General features: G+C 67.4%; 16 protein-coding genes. 3 read left to right on the top strand and 13 right to left on the bottom strand.

The features are described from left to right. Positions 1 to 34: 34 nt before the first annotated feature. The 7 genes from FXF52_RS10290 to pruA all read right to left on the bottom strand — a co-directional run bounded on the left by FXF52_RS10290 (position 35) and on the right by pruA (position 6,962). Positions 35 to 820, bottom strand: a complete 786-nt coding sequence (locus FXF52_RS10290; RefSeq protein ID WP_187413425.1) for an SDR family NAD(P)-dependent oxidoreductase — start codon at positions 818 to 820, stop codon at positions 35 to 37. Between the two features lie 44 nt (positions 821 to 864). Then, a complete protein-coding gene (locus tag FXF52_RS10285) occupies positions 865 to 1,554 on the bottom strand; it encodes a GntR family transcriptional regulator (protein ID WP_187413424.1) in 690 nt (229 codons plus the stop codon). 69 nt (positions 1,555 to 1,623) lie between these two features. Next, positions 1,624 to 2,403 carry an acetoacetate decarboxylase family protein gene (locus tag FXF52_RS10280; RefSeq protein ID WP_148795831.1) on the bottom strand — a complete coding sequence of 260 codons (780 nt, stop codon included), beginning with the start codon at positions 2,401 to 2,403 and terminating at the stop codon, positions 1,624 to 1,626. Positions 2,404 to 2,442: 39 nt separating this feature from the next. Further along, positions 2,443 to 3,192 carry an amino acid ABC transporter ATP-binding protein gene (locus tag FXF52_RS10275; protein ID WP_148795829.1) on the bottom strand — a complete coding sequence of 250 codons (750 nt, stop codon included), beginning with the start codon at positions 3,190 to 3,192 and terminating at the stop codon, positions 2,443 to 2,445. Between the two features lie 3 nt (positions 3,193 to 3,195). Further along, on the bottom strand, positions 3,196 to 4,293 hold the full coding sequence (locus FXF52_RS10270) for an amino acid ABC transporter permease (RefSeq protein ID WP_148795827.1): 1,098 nt from the start codon (positions 4,291 to 4,293) through the stop codon (positions 3,196 to 3,198). 2 nt (positions 4,294 to 4,295) lie between these two features. Next, complete coding sequence (locus FXF52_RS10265; protein WP_148795825.1) at positions 4,296 to 5,165, bottom strand: ABC transporter substrate-binding protein; 870 nt, start codon at positions 5,163 to 5,165, stop codon at positions 4,296 to 4,298. A 162-nt stretch (positions 5,166 to 5,327) separates the two neighbouring features. Further along, on the bottom strand, positions 5,328 to 6,962 hold the full coding sequence (gene pruA / locus FXF52_RS10260; protein ID WP_148795823.1) for an L-glutamate gamma-semialdehyde dehydrogenase: 1,635 nt from the start codon (positions 6,960 to 6,962) through the stop codon (positions 5,328 to 5,330). 480 nt (positions 6,963 to 7,442) lie between these two features. Between pruA and FXF52_RS10255 the strand changes: the two genes are divergently transcribed. Then, positions 7,443 to 8,453: a helix-turn-helix transcriptional regulator gene (locus tag FXF52_RS10255; protein ID WP_148795821.1), complete on the top strand. Its 1,011-nt coding sequence runs from the start codon at positions 7,443 to 7,445 to the stop codon at positions 8,451 to 8,453. Positions 8,454 to 8,515: 62 nt separating this feature from the next. Here the strand turns inward: FXF52_RS10255 and FXF52_RS10250 are convergent, their stop codons facing one another. Next, on the bottom strand, positions 8,516 to 12,907 hold the full coding sequence (locus FXF52_RS10250; RefSeq protein ID WP_187413423.1) for a S8 family serine peptidase: 4,392 nt from the start codon (positions 12,905 to 12,907) through the stop codon (positions 8,516 to 8,518). Positions 12,908 to 13,472: 565 nt separating this feature from the next. Here FXF52_RS10250 and FXF52_RS44010 point away from each other — a divergent pair. Further along, the gene (locus FXF52_RS44010) at positions 13,473 to 14,474 is read left to right on the top strand and encodes a helix-turn-helix domain-containing protein (protein ID WP_370517922.1); all 1,002 of its coding nucleotides are present in this window, start codon (positions 13,473 to 13,475) and stop codon (positions 14,472 to 14,474) included. A 30-nt stretch (positions 14,475 to 14,504) separates the two neighbouring features. On the opposite strand, the gene FXF52_RS10240 is transcribed toward FXF52_RS44010, so the two are convergent. The 5 genes from FXF52_RS10240 to FXF52_RS10220 are packed head-to-tail and all read right to left on the bottom strand — an operon-like array spanning position 14,505 to position 21,526. After that, on the bottom strand, positions 14,505 to 16,103 hold the full coding sequence (locus FXF52_RS10240) for an amidohydrolase family protein (RefSeq protein WP_187413421.1): 1,599 nt from the start codon (positions 16,101 to 16,103) through the stop codon (positions 14,505 to 14,507). A gap of 36 nt (positions 16,104 to 16,139) precedes the next feature. Further along, entirely contained in the window at positions 16,140 to 17,927 is a 1,788-nt protein-coding gene (locus FXF52_RS10235; RefSeq protein WP_187413420.1) for an ABC transporter permease subunit, read from the bottom strand. 14 nt (positions 17,928 to 17,941) lie between these two features. Then, positions 17,942 to 19,087, bottom strand: a complete 1,146-nt coding sequence (locus FXF52_RS10230; RefSeq protein WP_222870470.1) for an ABC transporter substrate-binding protein — start codon at positions 19,085 to 19,087, stop codon at positions 17,942 to 17,944. Then, positions 19,084 to 20,214 carry an ABC transporter ATP-binding protein gene (locus tag FXF52_RS10225; protein WP_187413418.1) on the bottom strand — a complete coding sequence of 377 codons (1,131 nt, stop codon included), beginning with the start codon at positions 20,212 to 20,214 and terminating at the stop codon, positions 19,084 to 19,086. The genes FXF52_RS10230 and FXF52_RS10225 overlap by 4 nt, the downstream gene beginning before the upstream one ends. A 46-nt stretch (positions 20,215 to 20,260) precedes the next feature. Further along, entirely contained in the window at positions 20,261 to 21,526 is a 1,266-nt protein-coding gene (locus FXF52_RS10220; protein ID WP_148795807.1) for a M20 family metallopeptidase, read from the bottom strand. A gap of 372 nt (positions 21,527 to 21,898) precedes the next feature. On the opposite strand from FXF52_RS10220, the gene FXF52_RS10215 reads away from it, so the two are divergent. Continuing rightward, the gene (locus FXF52_RS10215; protein ID WP_255471833.1) at positions 21,899 to 22,573 is read left to right on the top strand and encodes a GntR family transcriptional regulator; all 675 of its coding nucleotides are present in this window, start codon (positions 21,899 to 21,901) and stop codon (positions 22,571 to 22,573) included. Positions 22,574 to 22,644: the final 71 nt, after the last annotated feature.

Raw genomic sequence — 22,644 nt, 5'->3', positions numbered from 1 at the left:
GCTGGCGGGCGGTTCAGCGCGGCCGAGGGCTCATCTACATGGCGACGACCCAACCACCGTCCACGGTGAGGGTGTGGCCCGTGACATACGCGGAGGCCTCCGAGGCGAGGAAAACGACGGCGCCCGCGAGGTCCGCCGGTTCGCCGACCCGTCCGAGGGGTATGTGCCTGGTCACCAGCTCATCCTCGACAGCCTTCGTGGGCAGGAGATCGGCGGTCATCTCGGTTCGCATGTAGCCCGGCGCGATGGAGTTCACGCGGATCCCATACCTGCCCCACTCGTAGGCGAGGTTCTTCGTCAACTGCACAACGGCCGCCTTCGACGCGTCGTACACCGAAGACTTCTCACCGTCGACGACGAGGCCTCCGATGGAGGAGAGGTTGATGATCCGGCCCCCGCCGCGTGGACGCATGGCCCGAGCGGCACGCTGGGCCACGAAGTACGTGCCGCGTAGGTTCACCGCCAGGGTCAAATCGAACTGATCCGTGGTCGCCTCCAGCGCGGTGTTGCGCAGCGATACGCCGGCATTGTTCACGACCACGTCCGGGACGCTGCGCCGCCGCTCAAGGTCGTCGAACGCGGCCTCGATGCTGTCGACCGAGGTGACGTCCAGCGACAGCGGAGTCGCCTGGAGGCCCTGATGTTCGAGGTAGGCGCACGCCTGCTCCGCGCGGTCGGTGGTCAGGTCCGTCGCGATGATCTCGGCGCCGGCCTGCCCGAGTGCTAGGGCCTGCGCGCGGCCGAGACCGCCGTGGGCGCCGGTGACCAGAGCTCGTGCGCCGTCCAGGGTGAATAGAGAGCTCAGGGGGGCCGATGTCACTGGCAAGGTCCTTTCTGGCGGCCTGTGAACGGCTGGCGCGGCGGCTACAGGCCGTAGTTGGTGAGGATTTCGAAGACCTGCTGGGAGTCGTGGCGCACGTGCTCACGCATCTGCTCGGTCGCGGTGGCGGCGTCCTCGGCGGCCACGGCTGCCGCCATGGAGCGGTGGTCCACTCCGGTCCAGTCGGGGGTGGTGACCACCTTGGAGCAGAAGTACCACTGCCGTAGTGCCAGGTTGAAGTACACCCGGGCGGTCGCGACGAGGTATTCGTTGCGGCTCATCCGGTAGATGCTCTCGTGGAACGCGGCGTCCAGGTCGATGCATCGCTGCAGGTCGGTGGTCTGCGCCTGTTCCTCGGCGAGCGCGACGAGTTGTTCCTTTTCGGCTTTGGAGCCGCGGCTGCAGGCCAGCGTCGTGGCGAGGGATTCCAGTTCCAGTCTCAGTTCCATGACTGAGCGGGAGTCCTTGAGGGCGATCTCGGTGGCGTAGGTGCCGCTGCGCGGGTAGATGACGACCAGCTTTTCGAACTCCAGCCGGCGGATCGCCTCCCGTACCGGGGAGAGGCCGAGGCCGAGATCTGCCCGCAGTGCACTCTCGACGAGTTTGTCTCCGGGCATGATCTCGGCGCGGACGAGTCGGGAGCACAGTTGGGCGTAGGCCGATTCGCTCAGCAGGGCGTTACCCGTCTGGTCGACGCCGACGAGCGCGCCCTTTCCGACATACTCCGACAACATGTTGCTCCTCCCCCACATTCTCCGCCGCGTGTGCGGAGCGGCCCCGTTTTCTGGCAAGCTACCGGAGGTCTATGGCCGCTCGGCTTCGTCGACACCGGGCGGGTTGCCGAGGAGGTCGTCGATCACCGTCGAGATCCCGTTCGTCACGGTGCAGGCGTAGTCCCCGACGGAGAATTCGCCGCCGAGAACCTCCACCACCTTTAGTTCGACGCCGTTGACCGAGAGCGTGTCGGTGAGTTCGACGTTCGCGGGGCCGAAGCTCTTCCGATTCAGGACGAAGTCGCTGGATGTATCCCGGGAGATGATCTCGAAGACTCGGAAGCCTGGTCCGTTGGCCTCGGGCAGGGCGTGGACCTGAAGGTGCGGGTACGTGGACATGTCTGCCCAGGCGGCGTTGTCGCACCCCTGCTGGGGTGTCATCGAGATGCCGAAGATCAGCTTGCCGGAGCGGTGGACGGTGCCGGAGACGGATTCGGCGGTGTCGGTCAGGGTGATGTCGGCGTACTGCTTGGGGTAGCCCCAGACCTCCCGACCGAAGGCGACGCTCCAGGGCTGGTCCTCGTACTCGAAGAAGTAGTTCACCCCGCGGTGGTTGCGGTAGCGGACCGGGATGACGACACCCGAATCGTAGAAGGCCCCGGGGGTGGCGTTGCCGAAGTCCGCGATCTGCACGACGAATCGGTCGTCAGCGAGTTCGAACGGAGTGGGCTCGAGAAGGGCCTCGAGGTTCGCCCGGTCGCCCCGGCAGTAGACGGAGAGGCTGCGCAGATCCTTGCACCAGTAGGGCTGGTCGCCGCTCGGGTACCCGAGGTAGGTGAAGAACTGCTTGGTGTCGTACGTCTTGCTCATCAGGTGATGTCCTTGATCCGTTCTCAGGGAGGGGTGGCGCTAGTCCCGGCCGGCTTCGTGGATCTTCCGGAGGAACGACCGGAGCTCGGGAGTGGAGGGTGAGTCGAAGATCTGCTCGGGCGGGCCTTGCTCGAGGATCGTGCCCTGGTGCAGGAAGCAGACCTTCGACGAGATCTCGCGGGCGAAGGGCATCTCGTGGGTCGTCATCATCATGGTGATGCCGTCGGAGGCGAGTTCCCGGACCAGGTTCAGGACCTCGATCACGAGCTCGGGATCGAGGGCCGAGGTGATCTCGTCCAGCAGCAGGGCCTGCGGACGCATGAGCATTGCCCGGGCGATGGCGACGCGTTGCTGCTGCCCGCCGGAGAGTTGGTCGGGGTAGGCGTCGGCCTTGTCCTTGAGGCCGACGCGTTCGAGCATGGCCCGGGCGTTGCTTTCGGCCTCGGCCCTGGTCGCCACGCCGGCGCGGACCGGGGTGAGGGTGCAGTTGCGCAGCACGGTCATGTGCGGGAACAGGTTGTAGCTCTGGAAGACGATCCCGACGCGGCGGCGAAGGGCGACGAGGTCGACGCCCTCGCCGGATACGACGTCGCCGTTGAGGAGGATCTGCCCGCCCTGGATGTTCTCCAGTCCGTTGACGCAGCGCAGCAGTGTCGACTTTCCGGAGCCGGAGGCGCCGATCAGGGTCACCACTTCGTGTCGGTCGACGGTGAGGTCGACCTTGTCGAGCACGGTGAGGTCGCCGTACCGCTTGGTCACCGTGTCGAACTCGATGAACACTCTCGACATGGCTCACACCCCTGTCTTCCTGGCGCCGTTGCGGGCGAGCAGGTAGTCGACGAACCGGGTCTGCGGGATGGTGATGAGGACGAAGACGATGCAGACGGCGGTCACCGCGGAGAGGTTGAAGTCGTTCGCCGAGTAGATCTTGGCCTGGCTGAACGCGTCGATGATGCCGACGACGATCACCAGCGCGGTGTCCTTCTGCAGGCCGATGAAGGTGCTGAGCATCGGTGCGGCGATGTTGCGGGCCATCTGCGGCAGGATGACGAATCGCATGACGTCTGTTTGGGTGAGGCCCATGGACAGGGCGGCTGAGCTCTGGCCCGGGTTGATCGACTCGATCCCGGCCCGGTACAGCTCCGCGTTGTAGGCGCTGTATGTCATGGCCAGCGCCACGATCGCGTAGACGATCAGGGAGCCGCCGCTGAGGAACGGCACCTCGGTGAGCGGGAGCCCGTAGCAGACGAGGTAGATCAGGACGACGGACGGAATGCCGCGGAACACGTCGATGTAGGCGATGGACAGGGCCCTGACCGGGCGGAAGCCCCGGCCGGGGAGCTGCCTGCCGATGGCGAGCACGAGCCCGAAGACCATGGCGAGGACCTGGGCGCCGAGCGCGATCTGCACGTTGATCCAGAGTGCGCGCAGGATGTCGAAGAAGCTCCGCGTCATGTACTCGCCGTTGAAGAAGGTCTTCTGCACCGCCCCGTCGTTGGTGAAGACCATCAGGGCGAGTACGGCCACGATGGCCACGCAGCCGCTGAGTCCGAGCGAGGTGATGGCGGCGTTGCGGGAGTTGGCTGCCGCCGTGCGGGCCTCGACGTACCGGCGGGCGGCCCAGTCCTGCTGGGACTGGCGGGTACGTCGGTAGGCCAGCGACAGTGGCCAGCCGAGCGCGGCGATCGGAAGCACGGCACCGAGCAGGAGCCGGGTGGCGGATCCGGTGACGAGGAGGGCGGTGAGCTGGTAGCAGAGCGTCGCGGCCAGTAGGGCGAGGATGGCTGCTGCGGTGAGGTAGGCGGTCGTCGGCAGTGGCCGGGCCGGGGCGAAGCTGATGTCGGACGGTGCCGGCGGGGCCTCACGTCCTTCGGGTGCCTGGACTTTCATGGTCAGGCACTCCAGTCGGCCAGCTTGTTAGGGTCGCCGCCGAGGATCGGGTTCAGCCACTTGTTCATGATGGCGGCGAGGGTGCCGTCCTTCTCCATGTCGGCGAGGATCTCGTTGACCACGGTGACGTTCTGCGAGCCCTTGGGGAACAGCGCCGCGACGTCGCCGCCGGCCGGGTACTGTCCGATGACTTCGAGCTTCCCGCCGGAGCTGGCCGCCCGGGGCATGACGGTGGCGGTGTCGTTGAGTGCGGCGTCGATCTGCCCGGCCAGGACTGCGTTGAAGAGGTCGTCGTTCGAGGAGAAGACCCGCACCTCCTTGGGCTTGAGGGTCTCGTTGACGTACTTGAGCTGGACAGAACCGGCCAGCACGCCGACGGTGGCGGTCTTGATGCTCTCCTTGGTCAGGTTCGAGCCGGTCTTGACGAGGACGCCGGTGCGGTAGGTGTTGTAGGGCGTGGAGAAGTCAACTGCCTTGCGCCGCTCAGGGGTGTCGTAGATGTCCCAGACCGCGAAGTCGAAGTTCGAGGTCTTGGCGGTGACGAGGGCCTCGAAGGAGGCGTTCACGAGCTTGATCTTGCGCAGTCCGGCGCGGTTGGCGATCTCGGCGTCGAGGCAGTACATGTAGCCCCCGTCCACCGACTCGAGGGTGTTGCCCCGGTAGCCCGCCGGGTAGGGCAGGGAGGCGGCGACGGTGAGAGTTCCCTCGGTCATGGTCTTCATCGCGTGGACAGTGGGGTTCTTCGTCACCTCGCAGTCGCCGAATGGGGATGCCCCCGCGTTGGCGGACGAGGTGTCCGTGCCACATGCGGCGAGGGCGAGCATCCCGGTGATGGCTGCGGCGACGCCGAGGGATCGGAGGGACCTGGTCATCTGACACCTCCGTGTCGATGGTCGTTGGCTCAATCAGAAGCGATGAATATGTCAGTGAAATGTTAGTAAAGTGTGAGTGAGGCTACACCCGGGGAGCAGGCTCGTACAGAGGGCCGAGGGTGGAATTTTGGCTGGTCGCAGGCGGTCGTGGCGGGCCCAGGATCAGCGGGGCCGCATGTGGGGGTAGCGGTGATCGCGGGGCGGGTCGAAGGTTTCCTTGATCGACCGGGGCGAGACCCAGCGGGTGAGGTTGGACGCGGCGCCCGCCTTGTCGTTGGTGCCGGAGGCGCGGGACCCGCCGAACGGCTGCTGCCCGACGACCGCACCGGTCGGTTTGTCGTTGACGTAGAAGTTTCCCGCAGCGAACCGCAGCCGCTGGCTCGCCCACGCGATCGCCGTACGGTCACGGGCGACGACCGCTCCGGTCAGGCCGTACGGCGCGAAGGACTCCAACTGGCCGACAGCGTTCTCGAAGTTCCCGTCGTCGAAGACGTGCACGGCGAGGATCGGTCCGAAGTACTCGGTGCGGAACATCTCGTCGGTCGGATCGCTGCTCTCCACAACGGTCGGACGAACGAAATAGCCGACCGAGTCGTCGACCTGACCGCCAGCGAGCACCGTCAGGTGGTTCGTCCGGGTGGCCCGGTTGATCGCGTCCCGGTGCCGGGCGAATGCCCGAGCGTCGATCACCGCGCCCATGAAATGGGAGAAGTCGGTGACGTCGCCCATCGTGATCGCTTCCACGTCGGCGAGGAACTCCTCTCGCACCTTGTCCCAGACCGACCGGGCCACGTAGGCGCGGGAGGCGGCGGAGCACTTCTGCCCTTGGTACTCGAACGCCCCCCGCAGCAGTGCCACCCGCAGCACGTCGGGGTCGGCCGAGCCGTGTGCGACGACGAACCCCTTCCCGCCGGTCTCGCCGACGATCCGTGGGTAGGAACGGTAGTTCCTGAGATTCGCTCCCACCGTCGACCACAGGTGTTGGAACGTCGCGGTGGAGCCGGTGAAGTGGATGCCGGCCAGGTCGGGACTGGTGAGTGCCGACGCAGAGACATCGACTCCGTCGCCGGGCAGCATGTTGATCACCCCGGGTGGCAGCCCGGCCTCTTCCAGCAGCTCCATGATCAGGTGGGCGGCGTACTGCTGGGTTGGAGCCGGTTTCCAGATCACCGTGTTGCCCATCAACGCCGGGGCGGTCGGCAGGTTACCCGCGATCGCGGTGAAGTTGAACGGGGTGATCGCGTAGACGAACCCTTCCAGGGGGCGGTGGTCGGTGCGGTTCCACACCCCACGGGCGTTCGCCACCGGCTGCTCGGCCACGATCTGCTTGGCGTAGTGGACGTTGAACCGCCAGAAGTCGACCAGCTCGCACGCGGAGTCGATCTCAGCCTGGACGGCGGTCTTCGACTGGCCCAACATCGTGGCGGCGTTGAGGCGTTGACGCCATGGCCCGGCCAGCAGGTCAGCCGCCTTGAGCAGGATTGCCGCACGATCATCGAGAGACAGCTCCCGCCAGCCGGGCGCCGCTTCCCGCGCCGCCATGATCGCGGCCTCGGCGTCGTCGCGCGTGGAGTTGTGCAGCACCCCGAGCACGTGACGATGGTCGTGCGGCTGCACCACCGCGACCTCCGCTCCCCCGCCCATTCGCTTGCGGCCGCCGATCGTGGCGGTCAGGTCCACCACTCGGCTCTCCTGCCGCTCCAACTCCCGCTCCAGCGCGTCCCGTTCGGGGCTACCGGGGGCATAGCTCAGGGTCGGCTCGTTGACCGGAGACGGCGCACTCGTGACGGCATCCACACTGTTGTCCTTCGCATCGACGGAAACCGCGGTGCCGGCTGGGCCAGCCCGCCCGGAAGGCGCGATTGGTGACGCGCTACGAGGCGTACCTGGATCAGGGCCACCCCGGGTGACGGCTGACATTACACTAAAATTTCAGAGGCGCCAGCCCCCGAAATCGCCTGGTGGAAACGCCAATGACCGGACCCCCGGGACGCCACGACCCCGGATCTTGGCAGCCCACGGCGCTGATTCCGGCATTCGGGACAACCATGTACGCAGTGGCCCTTGTCCGTGGCATCTCAGGCAATGGGCGGTGCGATGAGGAGGACAGGGACATCCTCCTCATCGCACCACCCGGACGCGGCGTCCTCGTCGCCCACCGCGCCACCATGTGGTGACTCCGCGATCCTCCGGTTTGTGCTCGACGCCGCGGGATGGGAACACAGCGAATGGTCCTGGGAGACGGAGCGGTTCGGTAACGGACGTATAGTTCGCGCCATGGCCGACCCCAGTCGCCCCTCCCCGCTGAGCTCACTCATCGGGGTCGATGTCGACGCGACGGCCGAGCGGGTCTATCGGGCGTTGGTCTCCGGCGGACCGGCGCTCGGGCCGGATCTCGCCGGCCTGCTGAGGATCTCGGTCGAGGACATCGAAACGGCGATCGGTGCGTTGCGGCAGGTGGGCCTGGTCGACCTGGCCGACGGCGGAGAAATCTCGGCGGTGCCGCCGTCGCTGGCGCTCGAGGGGATGGTCGCGCAGCGCGAGCAGCAGGTCAGGGCCGCCCGAACGGCACTCGACGAGCTCGCGGAGGAGTACCGCAGGGCGCGCGAGGCGCGGCTGTCGAACGGCATTGAGATCGTTCGGGGTCGCAGCGAGATCGGCAGCTGGCTCAATGGCCTGTTGCTGTCCGCCAAGGAGCAGATGCGGATGTTCGCGAAACCACCGTTCGCGGTTTTCGGGATCTCCGAAACTGACACCGAACGCGAGGTCGCCGGCCGTGGCCTGCGGGAGCGGGTCATCATCGAGCGGACCGTGCTGGATGAGCCCGCCGCGGAGAAGGACCTGTTCGCCTCCCTGGATCGGGGACAGGAGATCCGCATGGTGCAGTCGTTACCGGCGAAGCTGCTGATTGTCGACGATTCGATTGCGATCGTGCAGCTCGACGAGGGTGGGCATGCGCACTCGGAGGTCGCGGTGGTGCGCGCCGGGGGGCTGCTGGATTGTCTGGTGTTCAGCTTCGAGAGTCTGTGGCGGTCGGCCATGCAACTGCGGGAGGCCCTCGACCGTAGGGTCGATCCGAACTTGGCATCGCCTAGGGATCTCGCCGACCCGGCGGACCGGGAGGTCCTGATGCTGTTGCTGGCTGGGTACACCGATGCCGCGGTCGCTGCCCGGCTGGGGATCGGCCTGCGGACTATGCAGCGTAGGGTCCGCCGGCTGATGGATCTGGCCGGCGCCGATTCCCGGGTGTTGCTTGGCTGGCACGCGCGGGACCGGGGCTGGCTTTGAACGCCTTCGTCCCGTCGAGCCACCGACTGCGGTGGCTCGACGGGACGAGGTGGCGCCGGGGTCTAGTTGCGCAGACCTGCCGGGATGCTCAGCATCACCGAGCTGGACCAGGCGGCGTTCGGGCCGCCCTCGCCGTAGACCATCAGCTGGTGGTGATCGTTGATGTCGAAGCTGTAGGTCGGGGTGAATCGGTCACCGGCAGAGAGTGGCACCATGCCGGACAGATCCCAGAGCCGTCCCTGCGGGTCCCACATCGCCGACACCGCGACGTCCGGGAAGAGTTCGACAGTTCCGAGGATCCACCCGTCGTCGGTGACTTTCTCGCCGGTCGCGTTGTATCCGTAGTCGGCAAGGCGCCGTATTCCGCCGGCCTTGGTCCACACGAACGCGTCGTCACCGCTGGTCCCCACGATGGTCCCGGAGGCGTTCACATCGTTCGCCTGGGCCGAGTACTGCCCCGGAAGCGTGCCGAGATCCTGAATAGCACCTGACGTCGCATCCCAGGCGACCGCGTGCGGCAGGTGGTCATCGGTGCGCGAGGCGCCGACGATCACTCCGGCATCGTTGATGGCGCGCGGCTGGGTTCCCGTCGGATCCGAGGACAGGTGGGCCAGCTTGCTGAAGGTCCCATCCGGCGTCCGCACGAACCCGTCGCTGTAGCTGTGGTTCTTGCCGTCAGACTCCTTGACGATTGCTTCGGAGAATCCGGTGACCAGCCCCTTGTTATTCACGGCGGTCGCGTAGCCGCTGGAATAGGGCCGCCAATCCGGGACGCCGAGCACGGTGAGCGATCCGTCCTTGGCCCATTGGGCGGGAAGATAATGCAATGCACTGTCTGTCGCGACACCGACGGCGGTCTGGCCGTCATTCAGGTCCAGAGCCGATCCGTACTTGCCCCCGGCGAGATCCAGGTTGGTGAACCCGTCGGCGGCCGTCCAGATGGTCGGCGTCATCCTGGCGTTGTACTGGCGATCTCCCGCGACTACGCCGCTTTCATTGAGAGCCGCGCCGACGAATGGCGGGGCCCAGGCGACCAGATCGAGTTTGGGGACATCGACAGTGGCGATCGTGACGTCTGCCGCCCCGATGATCGTGCCGTACTCGTTGGCCACCCGGACCCGGCCGACCATGGGATCCTTGGTCAACTGTCGAGCGCTGACGATCACTGCCCCGTCGACCGGCATCGACTGGCCCGTGGCAACCGTGTACTTCGCGTCGGATTTCGGCGTGATCGTGCCGAGGCCCTTCGAGTACATCTCTTGGTGGTAGTCGAACGTGACGTTGTCTCCGGCCACGGTGACTCCCGCGACCACGATGAAGTACGTACCTGGTTGTGGATCATCGATGACGATGTGCTCGGGCGAGTCCCCGGTCGTGGTGCTCTGGCCTACCGGCCTGCCGTTGAAATACACATAGAAGTCCAGATCGGCAGCGGCTCTGGGCGTCAGCGTCACGTCGAGCCGGGTCGTCTGACGCGGAACATAGAGCATGTTGGCCGTGATTTCGCCTTGCGAGACCGTCGAGAACAAATTGCGGACATCGCCGATCTCGCCAGTTGCGACGTGGGCGATCGCGGGGCCAAAGGTGTTCGTCCCCGTCGAGCCGACACTCGTCGGCGAGTTCATCGTCACCTTGTCGACTGTGACGGTCCCCGGATCGAACGACATGCCCTGCAGCGAAACCGTTGCGGTGTACGGGTTCTGTTCGACCGGAGACGTCCTGCGAGACTCGATCACGAACTCCCAGATGCCGGGCTTGGGTCGGTACACCGGCCGTGCGGTGGCGTTGCAGTTCGCCGGGTCGGCGTAGTTGGTGTAGCAGTGGTAACTGGCGTTGGAGTCCGCGGGCATGCCGTCGGGGTCGATGGGCAACGCGCGGACCTGGCTGCCGTCGGCGAGCCCGCCCAAGGTCAGCTGCAGTGCTTCGACGCCCTCGGGGACGGGCACCAGCAGCGAGGTGGATCCGGTTCGGCCGAGCGTGCCGGAACTGGTGACCGCGTAGTCGGGTTTGGCCAGCGGCTTGGTCGCCAGCACGGTGACGGCGACGAACTGGTCGATGCCGCCCGTCGCCGGGTCGTCAATGGTCAGGATCGCGCTATGCACGCCGGAGGTCGTCGCGGTCGCGGTGACCGTGACATCGGCTGCCTTTCCGAGCTGCAGGGGCATTGCCGCGCGGGCGCTGAACGTGCCGTCGTTGCCGATCCAACCGATCCGGTGCACGACGTTTCCGGCGGCACCGCTGGTCCGGGTGACGCTGACCTTGTAGGTCTTCTGCCCACCGGTCACCTGGCCGCCTTCGGTTGGCAGGCAACGGTTGTAGATGCCGACGCCGGTGTTCGGAGTTGCGAGCAGGCCGGACAGCGAACTACAAACGGGAGCCGACACAGTGAGCTCATTGGTGTTGATGCCAGCGCTGAGCTGCTTCCAGGCCGCGACGGTGTCGATGATGCCGGCGCCCTGCGCGGCGGCCGGGACGTCGGGGATCGGGTCGGCGGTGCCGGTCAGGGCGGTCTTCAGCGCCGCCGAGCTGACCGTCAGCGAACGGGCCTTGGCGGCCGACAGCAGCAGTGCCGCCGCTCCGGCGACCTGCGGGGCCGCCATGGAGGTGCCGTTGGCCATGCCGTACCCGGCCGGCAGCGAATACCCGGCCTCGGGGACGGCTTCACCGGACAGCCACATCGGGATCGAGGAGATGGCGGCGCCGGGCGCGGACACCTGCGGCGCCAGCGCGCCGTTCTCAGCGGGGCCGCGGGAGGAGAAGCCGAAGATGCCCTGCTTGGTGGCGACCTTCGACCCGTAGTCGGCCCACCAGGTGTCGGAGCTGACGGACGCGGCGACCGAGATGGCCTTGCCGGCCACGGACGGCGAGCTGACGGTGTTGGTGCCGAGGCCGTCGTTGCCGGCGGCGATGATGATCTGCACGCCGTAGCTGTCGATCAGCTCGTCGTAGAGCGCGGCGATCACGTCGGAGCCGTCGTTCAACGCGGGAAGCCCACCGATGGACAGGTTGACGACGTCGACATGCCGATTGGTGACCAGGTCGATCATGCCCTCGGTCAGTGCCGCCTGGGTGCAGCCACCGCCCCACGTGCAGGCCCGGGCGGACACGATCTGCGCGCCCGGTGCGGCGCCGTGCATCTGGCCGCCGAACATCGACGTGCCCGCGATGATCCCCGCCACATGGGTGGCGTGCGAGGCGACCGGCAACCCGATAGACACGTAGTTCGCGGTCTTGCCGACGTTGCTGCCGCCGAGCGGGGAGAGATCGACGTTGTCGCGGTACTCGACGACGAACGGGATGCGCTCGTTCTGCGGTGTTGCGGGGTCGTCACTCCCGAAGTGGCCGACGTGGCGATCGACCGCGAACGGGGCCATCGCCGCCTCGTCGGTGAGGTCCTGGTTGTTGTTGCCGTCGACCCAGATCCTGTGTGTGGCCGGGTCGTACAGAACCCCGTAGTAGTCCAGGGTGTCGCCGTCCCGGTTGAGGTCGCCCTCGAAGTCGCTCCCGGCCGTCGCACCCTCGTAGAACACGCCGAATTGGAACGTGCCCTCCGGGATCGTCCAGGTCTTGCCCAGGTAGCTGAACTTCGGACCCGTCTTGGTGGTGGACATCCGCACCCAGCTGCCGTCGCGGTCGGTGACCGGATCGGTCGCGGTTACCCAATCGACAATCTTGGGCTTGCCGTCGCTGGTCGTCTGTAGCGCGGGATGCTCGACGTCGACGCCGGTGTCCAGCACGCCGACGACCGTGCCGCGTCCGTCCCAGGCCGGGTTGTCCTTGACGAAGGCCTCGGCGCCGGTCTCGTTGATCGGCAGGTACGGGTTGTCGGCGGGCGTGTTCGCGCCGGGCGCGGTCGGCCCCGCGGCCTTCGTTGCCGCCGTCCTCGCACCCGCGGCGCCCAGATCCGGGCTCGGGATCTTGTACGTCCGGTCCAGGTCGATCGCCGCGACCGACCGAAGGCCGGCCAAGCTGGTCACGCGGTCGGTCGGGACGGTCGCCCGGACGTAGCCGACCTTTCCGGTCACCGACCCGACGGTCCCGCCGGCCTTCTTCACCGCGGCGACGACGTCCTCGGTCGCGCCCTTCCGGGCCAGCATCAACACCGTGACAGACTTCTTCTTCGACGCCTGCGCCTGCTGCAGCAGCCTGGTGTCGGCGTTGCCCAGCTTCTCGGCCGCAGAATCCGACAGCGAATCGTCGGTCAGCGGCTGGAACCCGTCAGTCTTCCCCGCCCTGTAGATCGAATCCGGGTTGTCGCGCCCGGCCCGGTCGTCGAGCCCAGCAACGGGCGACCGACCCGGACCCTGTGGCCCGTCGGGATCGACCTTGCTCGCGCCAGCACTCTCGGAGCCAGTCGGGCTGGTCGGGGCGGCGGCCGCGGCCGCAGGCGCAATCAGCGCCGCGGCGGTCAACACGGCCGACGCCGCGGCAATCACACCTGTTCGTCGTTTCATCGTGCTCCTAACCAAGGGGTGAAACATCACCGTGCGGCCAAGCCCGCAGACACGAGAACACCTGAGCCGCCCGGCCAATCTCGCAGTTGGGTCCGGGCAGGATCAACGGACTGAGTGAGGCGGATGTCTGCCATGGCTGAATACCGCCACACTCGGCGCAGACCCACCGCTCCCAGCCGGTCGACCAGGCCGGCGAGGCCCCTCAGCACCCGCCATCGGTGCGGATTGCTCGCCCAGAACCGAGCAGTTCATCCACGCATTCCGCGCTACGCCCCCGGGCCCCGGCAGTGAATCAATTACCGACAGCGACTACCACTACCCAGCGCGCCGCTGATCGCTGCTCCTCCGGCAGGCCCAGGTGGGCCGGCCGGAGGAGCAGACCCTCGCGGACTTGGGGCGCGGTGGTGCGCTCGGAGGACGGGAACGTCCAAGCGGCTGCCGCGTCCTCCCGGCGCCGATGACTTGACCTTTTGAGCGGGTTGAGCGTCGATCGTGTCCGCCCTGCCACCGCCTGCCATCGGCGGATGGTGTGACCATCGACAAACATCGGAGATTCCGCCCCGCCATGAGTATTGAAGCTGTCTCGTGGGCGCTCAGCCACGCCCCCGACGTCCCACCACAGTGCCTCGCCGTGCTCATCGGCCTGGCCAACCACGCCGACGCCGCCGGGCGCGCCGCCTTCCCCTCCCAGGAACGCCTCGCCCACTACGCCCGCAAGACCGTGCGATCCGTGCGCCGCGACCTGGACGAGCTGGAACGCCTCGGCCTCATCCGCCGCGGCGACCAACGCCACACGGCGTTCCTGCCCGCTGACCGCCGGCCCGTCGTCTGGGACCTCGCGACGCACCGCCGCCGCCCGCTTCCCGCAAGCCTCGACCCGTACGCCGAACCGCAACCCGGCCACCCCACCAACGTCCACGAACCTGTGGATAACCGGCACGGACCTGTGGATAACCGGGAGGACGTCCACGTCCCCCCGGTTATCCACCGGCCGGACGCACACGTCCAGACGGCCGGACGTACACGTCCGAACGACCGGACGCACACGTCCGACGAACCGTCCTTAACCATCCATAACCAAAACCGCGCGCGCCCGCGAAGCGACATCCTCTCACCGGCCAAAGTCCGGGCTCGGCAATGTCCCCAGCACCGCGGATCGCCGGCGCACAACTGCGGGCCCTGTCGGGCGGAGCGCCTCGGGCGTGAGCCCGACAACGAGCCGTCGCCTGACCAACGCCCCGCAGTTGACAGCCTGCGGCCAACCTCCGCTCCGAGCACCGCCCGGTATGACCGCCCACGCCCAGCAGCCCCGCCCACCAAGGTGGTGGATCGGCCCGCTGCCTCGCCGGCCCTACATCGCAGGCGCCGTCATCAAGCCGCTGGCGACGGCCTCACCCGCCGTGGTGCGAAGAAGGTCGGCACACTCCGCCCTGCCGCCGCCCACGCTGCGAAAGAGCCCCTGTTCCTCGTCGAGACTGTGCTGGGTTTCCACCAGAAGGCCGCCTCAGCGGTGGAGGAGTGGACAGCTGAAGATGGTCACCGCGATGCGCGCTGCAGGCCGTTGTAGAGATAAGCCGCCAAGCGATAGATATGAGTCTCAGCGAACGGGCTCCAGGCGGCTTCCGCTGCGGATGCCGGTCCACGTCGGTCCCTCGATGACGCTCCGGCCGCCGACGTAGACGAATTCGATACCGGTGGGCGGTCGAAGTGGCTCGTCGTAGTTGGCGTTGTCGCGGACCGTCTCCGGATCGAAGACGACCAGGTCGGCGACCTTGCCGGCAGCGATGGTGCCACGGTCGGGCAGCCCGAAGAACTCAGCGGGCAGGGCGCTCATCCGCCGTACGGCTTCCTCGAGGGTGAGCACCCGCTTCTCCCGGACGAACTCGCCGAGGACCTTGACGAAGGTGCCGGCGACCCGTGGGTGGGGAGCCTTGCCGAATCCGGGAGGTGCCCCGTCTGTGCCGATCATCGTCTGGTCGTGGCGCAGGATCGCTTCGAGGTCGCGGTCGTCGATGAGCGAGGCGATCATGTTGGCGACGTTGCCCTCCTCGACGACGACCCTGGCCAGGGCGTCGAACGGCTCGAGGTCGAGCCGCTGGGCGAGTTGGGTGATGGTGCTGTGGTCGTACCGGCCGGTGGCGGTGGACGCGACCCGGATGCCCGTGTAGCCGGCTGTGGCGATGTACGAGTCCCATCCCGCGTTGTGCGGATTGCTGGTCGGGTCGAGGACCTCGCTGGCGATACGCTGCCGCGTCTGCCGGTCTCTCAGCCGCTCCAGCATCGCGTCGACGCCGCCGTCCAGCACCCACGGCGGCAGGCACGACGAGAGCATCATGGACGACGTCGTGTACGGGTAGGCGTCCTGGCCGATCCGGGTGCCGGCGCGCCGTTCGTTGTCGAGGTGGGCGAGGATTTCTCCCGCCGCGCCCCAGTTGCTCCGATCGGCGATCTTCAGGTGGGAGATCTGCACGGGGTGGCCGGAATCGCGGGAGACGCGCACAGCTTCGGCGATGCCGTCCGTGATGCGGCTGCCTTCGTTACGCATGTGCGTGGCGTACACCCGTCCGGCCGGCATCGCCGCCACGAGTTGGCTGATCTGCTCGGCCGTTCCGAACATGCCGGGCACGTAGGCGAGGCCGGTCGACAGGCCGAACGCTCCGGCGTCGCACGCCTCCCGGATGTGGCGGATCATCGTGGCCAGTCCGTCGGGCGACGTGCTCCCACTGGCGGGACCGTGCGCGAGTAAACGGAGGTTGCCCTCTCCCACCAGGGCCGCCAGGTTGGTGAGGTACCCACCCTGGTCCGCCGCGTCGACATAGTCGGCGAAGCTCCGGAAGACGGGGCCGCCGCGCGGGAAGCACTGGGCCAGGAACGCCGTCACCTCCGGTGGCCCGTCCGACGGGGCCAGGGAGAAACCACAGTTGCCGACGATCTCGGTGGTGACTCCCTGCCGGATCTTCGGCAGATCACCCGGCGCGTACAGCGGTGCGTTGTCGCTGTGGGAGTGGACGTCGACGAAGCCCGGGGCGATGACCTTTCCGTCGATCGCGACGACGCGTTTGCCGTCGTGGGATATCTGTCCGTGGGGGCGGATGTCCACGATGCGGTCCGCACTGACCAGGACGTCACCCGGAGACGACTTGGCTCCCGTCCCGTCAACGACGGTGCCGCCAGCGAAGAGTATGTAGTCGGACACGGATGAGCCTTCCGGCATTCGGGGTGAGGTGTGGTGTCAGCTGCGCTTGCCGCGGGCGCCCCGGATCCGCGAGGTGACCATCACCAGGAATCCGACGAACAGCATCGCGAACGTCATGAGAACGCCGACCGCGGCGACCTTCGGGCTGACCTCGAACTGGATGTTCTGGTACATGCGAACCTGCAGCGTGACCGTCTGGGCGCTGCCCAGGAACACGCCGAGGACCAGGTCGTCGAAGGCCATCACGAACGCGAACAGCAGCGAGGAGATGGCCGCCGGGAGGATGAGGGGCAGCAGGATGTCCCGGGCGCGGCGTGCCGCGTTGGCGCCGAGGCTGGCGGCGGCGTGTTCGTAGAGCGGGTCGATGTTCCTGATGACCGCCTGCGAGGTGATCATGACGTACGGGAGTCCGAGGATGGTGTACGCCAGGACGAGAGCGGTCGGGGTGCCGAGCAGCCCGCCCCGCGCGAAGAGGAAGAACAGTGCCACCGCGTAGATGATCGGCGGCATGACCAGGGGGGCCATGGACAGCAGGTAGAACAGGACGCCGGCCTTGCGGAGCCGGGTTCTGGCCACGGCGAACGCGCAGAGCACGCCCAGCACCGTGGCGAGCGCCGCGGCGGCTATCGCCACCGTGAGGCTCAGATACGTCGAGGAAAGCCAGAACTCGTCGGTGAAGTACTCCTCGAACCAGCGCGTCGAGTAGCCGGTGGGCGGGAAGACGAGGAAGTTGGAGCTGTTGAAGGCGAGCATCAGCACGACGAGCTGGGGTCCGACCAGGATGACGATGCCGACGACGGTGACCACTGCGAGAAGCACGTGGCGCACGTACGAGATGCCTTCGCCGACCAGGCGGCCGGCCCGTCCGAGGAGGCCGCCGGCCAGGCGGTTGGCGATCAGATCCGTCATGGCTGCGACGGCGTTGGACACGCGCCCGGACACTGCCCGGGAGGTGCCACCTGCGAGGGTCTGCGGAGAGGTCAGGCCCAGGGGCCTGCGCAGCAGGACCATGAGGATCACGACCCCGATCAGCAGGATCGTGGCCTGGGCTGCGGTGGGACCGTACTGGTTCTGGGTGTTGATCTGCACGTCGATGCGTTGGGCGATCATCGGCACCGCGGGGCCCCCGAGGAGCGCGGGGGTGGTGTAGAAGCCCAGCGACGAGATGAACACCAGGCTGGCCCCGGCCATGAGGCCGTTCACGGACTGCGGGAGGAAGACGGTGCGCCAGGCTGAAAAGGGCGAGGCCCCCATTGATCGGGCCGCATCGGTCAACTTGCGGTCGATGCCACTCATGGCCGCGTAGAGCGGCAGCGTCATCATCGGTAGAAGCACCTGGCTCATACCGACGACGATGCCGATGTCGTTGAAGACGAGCTGGTGCGGTTCGGAGAAGATGCCCAGTTTCGTGAGCCAGTTGTTGACGACACCGTTGTCCGCCATCAGCGCCCGCCAGGCGTACGACCGCACCAGGGTGGAGGTGAAGAAGGGCAGGGAGACGCTGGCCAGCACGGCAGCGGCCAGGTATCGCGGCAGCCGGGTCGCTGCATAGGCCAGTGGATAGCCAATCAGGGCGGCCACGACGGTCACCACGAGCGCGATTTTGATCGTGCGCTCCATGACCGGGATGAAGAGTCCGTCGTGCAGCAGGTCGGTGTACCGCGACAACGACATTCCGCTGTCGGTGACCAGTGAATCCACGACCAGTCGGCTCAGCGGCAGGACGAACAGGGCGAGGAGGACGATCACCGCCGGCAGTGCGAGCCAGACCACGGCGTCCGGCATCCACGTCGGGCGGCGGATCGTCGAACGTCTGGCCCGCACCGTCGGCGTTGACATCAGCCGGCCAGCCACTTCTGCCAACGGTCGATGGCGATCTCCTCATTGGTCTTGCCGCCCGCCCCGATGGAGCTCCAGTAGTCGGTGTTCTGCAGGACCGTCTTCTCCACGATGCCCGGCGCGGTCACCAGGAGCTTCTTGCGCTCGTCAGGGATGTGGTCGAAGGCCGCCGGGATCGTCGGCGCGTAGGTGATGAGCTGCGCAAACTCGGCCTGACGCTCCGGCCGGGAGGCGAACTCGATGAACCGGGTCGCGCCTTCCACGTTCGAGCAGCCCTTGGGGATTGCCCAGTAGTCGATCTGCACCACGGCCTGCTCGAAGGTGCTGGAGATGTTCTTCGCGCCGTCGGCGATCGCGGACTGGATCCGGCCGTTCCACGCAGCCACCGCGGAGATCTGGTGGTCGACCAGCATCTGGATGGACTCCGCGCCGTTGTCCCAGAACTTCAGGACCTGGGGCTTGACCTCGGACAGCTTGCGCAGCGCCCGGTCCATGTCCAGCGGGTAGAGGTTCTCGGGCTTCACGCCGTCGGCGAGCAGGGCGATCTCCAGGGTGCAGCCGCCGGGGCCGTCACCGGTACGGAAGGAGCGCTTGCCCTTGACCGCCGCGTCCCACATGTCCGCCCAGTTCGTCAGCTCCCGGCCGGTCAGGTTCTTGTCGTACGCGAGCTGCACGGCGAAGACGATCGCGGGTACCGCGGTCTCCAGCGCGGGGTACGGGGAGAAGGCGTCCTTGAGGCTGGAGTCCTTCCACGCGCTGTAGTCGATCTTCTGCAGCAGGCCGTCCCGCGTCCAGGATCCGATGCGCGCCCCGTTGAGGTCCACGACGTCCATGCCGGGCTTACCGGAGGCGATGGCCGTGCGCAGCTGCGCGGCCGGGGGCGCCGGCGCGGGAATGACCTTGATGCCGGTCTCCTTCTGGAAGGGCTCGAAGAAGGCCTTCCGCTGGGCGGCGCCCCAGGCACCGCCGCCGTCGAAGACCACGAGCTGCTTCGAGTTCCCGGATCCCCCGTCGCCCTGCCCGTTCGACTTGAGGGCGTCCGGGTTCCCGCCACACGCGGAGAGCCCCAGGCCAAGCAGACCGGCCCCGGCACCCGCCAGCAGGCTGCGCCGCGAAAGTGTTCTCGTCACACCCGGATTCGTCACGGATGAATCCCTTCCATTACTGGCTGCGAATTGTTTGCGGTGGCGGCGGTGCGGGTTCCGGCCGGACCGGGGGAGGTGAAGGCACGCAACGCGGCCGGGTCCCATTCGAGATGCACGGTCGCCCCCTCCCGCACCCGCATCGCGGGGTCGGAGGAAAGCCCTTGGACCATGAATTCCTGGTCACCCACCCGCGCCCGGACCGTCGTGGTTGGACCGGAGAAGACAACCTCGACGACCTGCCCGGACAAGCTCGCGGGAAGGTCGTCCCGGCACAGCCGGATCGCCTCGGGCCGCAGGGCAACCCGACATTTCTGGCCTGCCTCTGGTCGGACGCCGGCCGGGAACAGCGCGGGAAACCGCCGGTCGCCGAGAGCGACCTGCGTCTCTGCACCGGCGACGGAGGTCACGGTCGAATCGAGAATGTTGGTACGGCCGAGGAATCCGGCCACGAATTCGGTTGCCGGAGCGTCGTACAGCTCGTGCCCGGGGCCGAACTGCTCGATCCGTCCGTCCCGCAGCAACGCCACCCGGTCGGACATCACGAGCGCCTCTTCCTGATCATGAGTTACAAAGATCATGGTGAGGCCGAGTTCCTGATGCAGGCGGCGGATCTCCAGTTGCACCTGTTCGCGAAGCTTCCGGTCCAGGGCACCCAGGGGCTCGTCGAACAGCACGATCGGGGGCCGGTACACCAGCGCCCGGGCCAGGGCGACCCGCTGCTGTTGCCCGCCGGACAGTGCGGCCGGTCGGCGGTGCGCCAGCCCGGTGAGATCGACCAGATCCATCGCGTCGGCGATTGCCTTCGCGCGTTCCGATCTGGACACGCCGCGCACCTTCAGCGGGTAACCGATGTTGTCGGCGACGGTCATGTTAGGGAAAAGCGCGTACCGCTGGAACACGACCCCGAGGTTCCGTTTGTGCGTCGGCAGGCCGGTGATCCGCTTGTCCCCGACGTACACCTCGCCGGAGTCCGGCTTTTCGAAGCCGGCGATGGCCATGAGCAGGGTGGTCTTCCCTGACCCGGACGGGCCGAGCAGCGACACGAACTCGCCGGGTTCGACGGTGAGGCTCACGTTGTCGACGGCGTGGATGTCACCGTAATTCTTGGAGAGCCCCTCCACCCGCACGGACGCTCCGGAGAAATTCGAGGCGGCTTTCCGGCCGGTGATTTGCTCAGTTCCCACGACCGCAGACTTTCTCGATGGCCAGCATGTGCATCCGGATCATGTCGTAGTAGTCGACGAGTTCGACGCGCTCGTCCGGCATGGTGTTGTACTTGCCGCCCGGGCCGCACACGATTCCCTCCATGCCGGCCTTGCTCAGGTGAGCCGCGTCGGACCCGAAGAAACAGCACGGCTTGATGGCCCCCGTCGGTTGGGCGGCACCCCGGACGAGCTCGTACGCCGCATTCACCGTCCGGACAATGGACGAATCGGCGGGCACCTCGAACGGCGGCATGTCGGGGCGGTCGGTCACTTTCTCCTGCGGGAACACCTCCGCCCGCAGTCCGGGAAACTCCGACTCCAGCCGATCAAGCTGCCGCCGCAGGTCGGCGAGCACGGACTCGACGCTCTGGCTGGGCGCGTACCGGCCGGTGCCGACGAGGCGTACGAAGTCGGCGATCTGTGGGGGGCGCCATTCCTCCAGGCTCCGGCCCAACGCACCGTGGATCACCCCGACGTTGCAGCGGTTGACCTCTCGGTGCCGCTCGTCCGCCGCGCCGGAGAAGGTCATCGCGTTCAGGCGCGGCACCAGCGCACACGCGGCGGCGATCGCGTCGACGGACTCCTCGCGCTTCGACAGGTGGCGGGTCACCCCCGTCAGCTCGACGGTGAAGTTGAACGCGCCGGCGTGCAGCGTCAGCGCCTGGATGTCGGTCGGCTCACAGTTGATGAAATAGTCGGCGCGTACCCCGTGCTCGATCATCTTCACGGTGCCGATGCCGCCCTGCAGCTCGCCGACGACGAAGGTGAGGGTCACGTCGGCGGCCGGGCGGAAGCCACTGCGGATCAGGGCCTCGACGGCGCTGAGGTACGAGGCGCACCCGGCCTTCATGTTCGAGACACCCAGGCCGTAGATGACCTCGTCGGTGGTGTGCGCCCCCCACGGGTCGACCGTCCATCCCTCGGTGGCCGGGTTGGTGTCGATGTGGCCGTTGAACAGCAGCGACGCCGCGCCCGGGACGTCCTGGCCCACTCCCCTGAGCACCCCGATTGCGTTGTAGCGGCCGGGTGACACCTCGTCGAGCCACGCCTGCAGCCCGAGCTCGGACATGTAGTCGACCAGCCACTTCGCGAGCTCCACCTCACCGGGGGTCTCGGTCCGGGAGTCGAAGCGAACCATGCGCTGCAGCAGCGTCAGCGGCCTCGCCACGTCGAGACCGGCCGCCAGGGCATGGACGGACGGCTCCGCGGAGCGGACGGGTTGCGCGTCGGTCATGAGTCGTACCTGCCTGTCGCCACCGGGACGGTGCCAGCCGACCCTCGGGCGGCCTGGCAAGATTGTTGAACGATAGCAAGGCAGGTCAGGTGAGGGAAGAGTTGATTTTCGGGGCTCTGACGTGGGAATCTGGCCCGACCTGGCGGAGGTGTTCCGCGTTTTATGGCGCTGCTGTGTTGAGCAAAAGCTGTGCTTACCTTCAGCGCCACGGGCTCGCTCCCGGTCCGCTGCCCGTTGGCCGGGAGTCCGACACGAAACCGCCCACACTCGACACACGCAAGGCTGTGCCACATGATTGTTGAACGACTCGTTGGCGATGGGGTGCCATGAGAATGGGTCGCGCGGTCCCGACAGAGCCGTTAAGGAAACCCGGTGGCGACAGCTATTGCGCGTGAAGGTTCAACGGAACAGGCATCCGGAGCAAGCCGGGTCGCGGCGGTGCTGCGCCGCCGGATCATGGAAGGCCAGTTGAAGTCCGGCGAGTTTCTGCGCGAGGCGCGGCTCGTCGAGGACCTGTCCGTGTCCCGGAACACGCTGCGCGAGGGCTTCCGGCTGCTGACCCAGGAGCGGCTGGTCGTCTACGAGGCCAACCGGGGCGTACGGGTGCGCAGCCTCGGCCCGGGCGATGTCAACGACATCTACCAGATGCGGCGGGTGCTGGAGCTGGGCGCCATCGAGAACGCCGGCCCCGCACTCACGGAGCCCGGGATGTTGGCGCAGGTGGATGCCGCCGTGCGCGACGGATACGCGTACGCCTACCGCGGCATGTGGTCCGCGGTCGGCACCGCGAACATGGAATTCCACGTCGCGATCGTCCGCCTCGCCGGCAGCGAACGGCTGACGGTGGCGGCCGAAAGCCTCCTGGCGGAGCTGCGCCTCGCCTTCGGAGCCGTCGAGGATCTCCAGCCGTTCCACGAGCCCTACCTGGAAACCAACGAACGGATCTCCGATCTGCTGCGCGCCGGCAAAACAGGTCAGGCATCCCGAGAAATGGCAGCCTATCTTGAGCGAGCACAGCGCCAACTACTGGCGGCGATCACGCCGTGACAGCGGCGCATCGCACCAGGGTCCCCCACCCCGGCCCCCGGTCACGGCAACCACGACCGGCGGGCCCCGGC

Source organism: Micromonospora sp. MP36 (assembly GCF_008119785.1).
In the GTDB taxonomy this organism is placed as follows: Bacteria; Actinomycetota; Actinomycetes; order Mycobacteriales; family Micromonosporaceae; genus Micromonospora.
The sequence above is the reverse complement of the archived record's forward strand: the minus strand, read 5'-3'. Positions and strand labels throughout refer to the sequence as shown.

Coding starts and splice junctions, on each gene's coding strand:
- FXF52_RS10280 (WP_148795831.1), bottom strand. CDS start 2,403: ATGAGCAAGACGTACGACACCAAGCAGTTCTTCACCTACCTCGGGTAC.
- FXF52_RS10250 (WP_187413423.1), bottom strand. CDS start 12,907: ATGAAACGACGAACAGGTGTGATTGCCGCGGCGTCGGCCGTGTTGACC.
- FXF52_RS10265 (WP_148795825.1), bottom strand. CDS start 5,165: ATGACCAGGTCCCTCCGATCCCTCGGCGTCGCCGCAGCCATCACCGGG.
- FXF52_RS10220 (WP_148795807.1), bottom strand. CDS start 21,526: ATGACCGACGCGCAACCCGTCCGCTCCGCGGAGCCGTCCGTCCATGCC.
- FXF52_RS10275 (WP_148795829.1), bottom strand. CDS start 3,192: ATGTCGAGAGTGTTCATCGAGTTCGACACGGTGACCAAGCGGTACGGC.
- FXF52_RS10255 (WP_148795821.1), top strand. CDS start 7,443: ATGGCCGACCCCAGTCGCCCCTCCCCGCTGAGCTCACTCATCGGGGTC.
- FXF52_RS10270 (WP_148795827.1), bottom strand. CDS start 4,293: ATGAAAGTCCAGGCACCCGAAGGACGTGAGGCCCCGCCGGCACCGTCC.
- FXF52_RS10285 (WP_187413424.1), bottom strand. CDS start 1,554: ATGTTGTCGGAGTATGTCGGAAAGGGCGCGCTCGTCGGCGTCGACCAG.
- FXF52_RS44010 (WP_370517922.1), top strand. CDS start 13,473: ATGAGTATTGAAGCTGTCTCGTGGGCGCTCAGCCACGCCCCCGACGTC.